Source organism: Verrucomicrobiales bacterium (assembly GCA_016793885.1).
GTDB lineage: Bacteria > Verrucomicrobiota > Verrucomicrobiia > Limisphaerales > UBA11320 > UBA11320.
The window spans coordinates 1-4,369 of sequence record JAEUHE010000147.1; the positions used below are offsets into that span (position 1 = coordinate 1).

Consider the following 4,369-nt stretch of genomic DNA (forward strand, 5'->3'; position numbering starts at 1 on the left):
CCGGTCTGTGGAGCGACCGCTCCAATGACATTCTGCCGAATGTGATCTCCCAGATAGGGCACCTTGCGGGGCTTACCAGGCTGTGCCCATCGACGACGAGGCCGCGGATCTCCCTCAACCCCAGACTCGTCACTAAACCACAACTCGATCTTGGGATCTTCACACCAACTCTCGAGTTCTTTGCGAAAGAGTTCTCGTTGTTCTTGGTTCTGTCGCTCGGGCCAGGACTGCGGGACTCGCAGATGGAAATTGAGTTCGTGTAACCAACGGATGGTGGTGCGATAGCCCAGATCGATCGACAACTGCTCTTTGAGATAGCCGTGGACCTTCACCCCGGTCCAGTGAACCTCGCCTGCTTTTGCTGGGTTCTCCAGCACGGGCAAGAGGAGGTCTTTAACACGCTCGAGTTTTACTTTGCGGGGTCTTCCAGGCTTGGGCCGAGTGATCAGCGCACTGATCCCGCCGCGGTTGAAGAGTTCAATCCACAAACGCATCATCCGATCGGTTCGATTGAACAGCAGACACACCATCGAGCGGGGTTGTCCCAGGAGCAAAGCGCGCACCGCGCACAAGCGAACGAAGGAACGTTGATTGGGCGCAGTCTCCATCGCCACCGCTAGTTCTTCTAGGGTGGCGTTCTCAGCATTCGGATGTACCTCGAGCGCGCGCAACACTCAGGTTCAACCATAACCCGGCAAAAAGTACCAGTTTTATTTTCAACTATTTCGGAAATCTTTTTTGGCAATCGCTATAATCTCGTTGAGACGACAAGTCTGGATCAGGCTCATGAAGAGATCCCCGGTCCTGGCTCCTCGCTCGGTTTTGTAGCTGAGACTGTTCTTGCGATGGAGGATCGCCATCTTGAGAGCTCGCTCACAGATATTATTGTCCAGCGGGGCACCTTCCCTGCGCACGAACAAGGTCAGAGGCTCCCAATGTTTGAGCATGTAGCCGATGGCTCCCCCCAACCCGGAGTTCGGCTCAACCCTTCGGCCATCCAACTGGTCCTGCATCCAGGCTTTAAGCTCTTTGAGCACGGGGAGGCTGTGGGTTTGGTGGGAGAGCAATCGTTCACGGGCGGTGAGGTTTAGCTCCTTGGCCTGGGCGTCCACATGGTAAACGGCCCCCAGGGAGTCGAGCACATGCCGACACTCTTGGGGAAAGTTTTCGGCAATGGGCACGAACTCCCGCCTGGCGTGGCTGAGGCAATGGCACACGATGCTCTCGAACTCCGGACTCGTGTTGCGGGAGAGTGCATCGCACATCTGCATGGGCGCTTCCAGATCCGCTGACCTCCTTTTCAACACCTCCTCCAGGTTCTCTCCGGCATGCTGCCATCCGCTAAAATACAGGGCCACGGTGTAGGGGCCCACCTGGCCGAGGATGTTCGAGGTGAAGGTGCCCTTGCGCTTGGGATCAATCTTGGCCGCCGTAGCGCTCCCCGGCTTACGCAGATCGAGGATCCGCATCTTGGTATCATCGTTGTGAACGAGCGGACCATTGGCCGTCTGGGTGATCAGATGATCCAGGATGGGTTGAGCCTGCTCGAAGAGCGGCTTCATCACCTCCCACTGAGTGGACTCCGGGCAGGGCACTCCGAGGCTTTCCTGCAATCGGGCCAGCCGATAGTGGGGCATCCCGCTGCCATAACGCAGGAGGGCCACCGTCACGCCCACGCTCGGGGCATACTTTTCCTGCCCCGCCTCTGGCGGCGGCGGGGCGGTGACGACCGTGCCGCAGGTATCGCAGCGGAGCTTCTCCAGTTCCCACACAGTGGCCGAGATCGGCGGCGAACCCACGATCCGGATCACCAACCCCGGGCTTTTCACCGGACGCAGCGTTCCTTGAGGGCATTCCGGGCACGGGTCTTGGGCTTTGAGCGTGGGATGGGTGACTTTCAACCGGCGTGCGCCGGTATATTGGCTGGCCTTGTTCCGACCGTGTCCCTTGCGTTTGCCCTTGGGATCCTTGGGCGGAGGAGGGACAGGGGCAGGCGGGAAAATCCTTCCGGACTTCTCGGTCTTGGGTCCAAAGATCAGATGCCGAAGTTTACTGAGCGTCATGGGCTCCTGCTCGATCCAGGTGATAATCTCAGGCAGGGCCAGAGTCATGCCTTCAATCATCCGGTAATCCTCAGCACTCATGGCCAAGCGGGCTCGATCCAGGAAGCAATCCCTCTGCGGCTCGGTCATCGTGAGTTCCTGGAATCGTTGCGCCACAACTTTAAGGGGCCTGTAGAAGCTTGGAACGAAAGCCTTTGCTTAAGGGATACACCCAGAGCTCCTTGATGGACACTTGTCCCCTGGATTTGGACTTGGTTCCCCGGCCTTCCGAGCGTCCGACGCAGGTCCAGTTGGCCGCCCGGTAGCAGGTGCCCTTAAAGCGTTCGATATCCACGAAGCTTTCCAGCAGGTGGATCGGATGATGATAAAGCTCCTGCCAGTCGGCGCTGAGCCGCCGGGCGATCCGTCCCAGGACGTGGCTGGCCAGATGGGGCACCTTCGCCCAGGGAACGATCAGGTAACGGCTGTTGTAGGCGATCAGATGAAGGTTGTGGGCGTAGGCCGCTCGGGGAGCTCCCACCAGCTCATCGCGCAGGTTGAGCTTCAAGGGCCCGGAATTCCATGCCATGCAGGCAACGGGCCGTTCTCCGGCCAAGACGAGGTACTTGAGGTGTTCGCCCACCGGACGGCTAAAGCTCAAGTAGTGATACTGGCTTAAGAGGTAGTTGAAGGTATCCTCGCCGTCAGCCCGGCGGACCAAACGGATCTCCAAAGGTCCCAACGAAGCCAGAGACCCCTCGATAGGTGAGGTGTCGCAGAACTCCAACTGGGACACACGCTGGTGCTGGATCGCATTGTTGACGACTCTCTGGCGCGTCTCGGGCAGTTGGATATGCCCCGCCCGGTGGAGTGCGAGCATGAGGCTGCGGCAGACTTGATCGCGCAGTTGTCCGTTGGGTTGGACCCAGTTCCATACTTGGCAGACTTGGATGGAAAGGGCGTTGCGGCTTAAGCCGGGATGCTGGGCAATGAACTCTCGCAGGAACACCACGTCGGGTTCCCGGATCTGACGACCGCGGTAGCTTAAGAGGACATCGGACATGCACCCGAAGACTATCCAGGTGTGACTCGAACGCTAGCTAAAAATGGAACTTTTTTTATGGCTCCGTCAGTGCTCTCCACACCGTTGTAGTTTTTGGAGGAGCCCCGTTCCAGAGCAACGCTTGAAGCTGCAGAGGATCCCAGCGGATGGAAGCTCCGTCGGCCTGGGGCCATCCGGTGAACCTTCCCTTCGATAAGCGTTTTTGGCAGAGCCAAAAACCCTGACTATCATAGACCAAGCACTTGATGGCATGGCGACGGCGGGAGATGAACACCACCAGGACCCCGGACATGGGATCGGTGCTGAGCGCCTGGCGGCAGAGGGCAGCCAACCCATCGATGCCACGCCTGAAATCCACGGGCTCCACTGCCACGAGGATTTTCATGTGGGCGGTGATTTGGATCATGAGCGCAGGAACGCCGCCACCAGAGGTAGTAGATCTCGCGATCGGGGGTTGCTCAATCGCAGCGTCAGTCGTGACCCGTTGGTGTGAACTAAATCGACCGTGCCCGGATCAGGCTTGGCGGCCACCAGGCCGGGCAGCTCAACGAAAGCGGGTCGACTCAAAGCAGGTTTGGCTTTGCGCCTCCCCGGTTCCAGGCGCCGTTGCAGATCGTAATAGTTGAGTTTGAGCGCCGTGGCGGCCGGGGCCAGGCCATGGTCTCGGGCTAGGATTGTGGCAGCGCTCCATAGTTCCTCAGGGATCCGCTGACCTCGGCAACGGGTGCGTCGCCACTCGTTCAGACGTTCGGCCAGGCTGGCAAGAGCGTTAGCAGTGGTGGAGGCGAGGGCAACTTTCGTAGGTCTCGTTTGCATAGTTCGCCGCAAACCTTACCACGCCGACTAGCTGACGTTACGCACTCTTGCCGAAGGGACACAAAAAGTTCCGATGCAAAGCCGCCGCTCAAGCGGCGTAGTTCAAGAAGGGGAAGACAGCCGACCGCAGCCGGAATCCCTGCACCCCCAAGGCAGGGGTCGAAATATCACCGCTTACGGTCGAGTGGACAAACAACCTCATCGAGAACAAAATCAGGCCCACAGCAATCGGAAAAAAGAACTGGATGTTCTTCGGATCCGAAGAGGCGGGTCAGCGCAATGCGGTGATCTACACGCTAATCGCCACCTGCCGAATCCACGGTATCGAGCCGTATGAATACCTTAAGGACGTGCTCACTAGGCTTCCATCGACGACGAATCATACCGTGGGCGAACTGACGCCGATCAAGTGGAAAGAGGCTCGCACGATAAGCGTCAGCCGAGCGGC

6 protein-coding genes are annotated in these 4,369 nt (G+C 58.7%); 1 reads left to right on the forward strand and 5 read right to left on the reverse strand.

Annotated elements, in window-relative coordinates; all coding sequences use genetic code 11:
- The 5 genes from JNN07_16505 to JNN07_16525 all read right to left on the reverse strand — a co-directional run.
- Nucleotides 1–614, reverse strand: a 614-nt coding sequence (locus JNN07_16505; GenBank protein MBL9169343.1) for an IS630 family transposase, incomplete at its 3' end; no start/stop codon positions are given.
- 102 nt (nucleotides 615–716) lie between these two features.
- On the reverse strand, nucleotides 717–2,219 hold the full coding sequence (locus tag JNN07_16510) for an IS66 family transposase (GenBank protein ID MBL9169344.1): 1,503 nt from the start codon (nucleotides 2,217–2,219) through the stop codon (nucleotides 717–719).
- Between the two features lie 4 nt (nucleotides 2,220–2,223).
- Nucleotides 2,224–3,105: a DUF4338 domain-containing protein gene (locus JNN07_16515; protein MBL9169345.1), complete on the reverse strand. Its 882-nt coding sequence runs from the start codon at nucleotides 3,103–3,105 to the stop codon at nucleotides 2,224–2,226.
- A 55-nt stretch (nucleotides 3,106–3,160) separates the two neighbouring features.
- Entirely contained in the window at nucleotides 3,161–3,490 is a 330-nt protein-coding gene (tnpB, locus tag JNN07_16520) for an IS66 family insertion sequence element accessory protein TnpB (GenBank protein ID MBL9169346.1), read from the reverse strand.
- Nucleotides 3,491–3,507: 17 nt separating this feature from the next.
- Entirely contained in the window at nucleotides 3,508–3,921 is a 414-nt protein-coding gene (locus tag JNN07_16525; GenBank protein ID MBL9169347.1) for a hypothetical protein, read from the reverse strand.
- A 245-nt stretch (nucleotides 3,922–4,166) separates the two neighbouring features.
- Between JNN07_16525 and JNN07_16530 the strand changes: the two genes are divergently transcribed.
- Nucleotides 4,167–4,369, forward strand: a 203-nt coding sequence (locus JNN07_16530; GenBank protein MBL9169348.1) for a transposase domain-containing protein, incomplete at its 3' end; no start/stop codon positions are given.

Coding starts and splice junctions, on each gene's coding strand:
- JNN07_16515 (MBL9169345.1), bottom strand. CDS start 3,105: ATGTCCGATGTCCTCTTAAGCTACCGCGGTCGTCAGATCCGGGAACCC.
- tnpB (MBL9169346.1), bottom strand. CDS start 3,490: ATGAAAATCCTCGTGGCAGTGGAGCCCGTGGATTTCAGGCGTGGCATC.
- JNN07_16525 (MBL9169347.1), bottom strand. CDS start 3,921: ATGCAAACGAGACCTACGAAAGTTGCCCTCGCCTCCACCACTGCTAAC.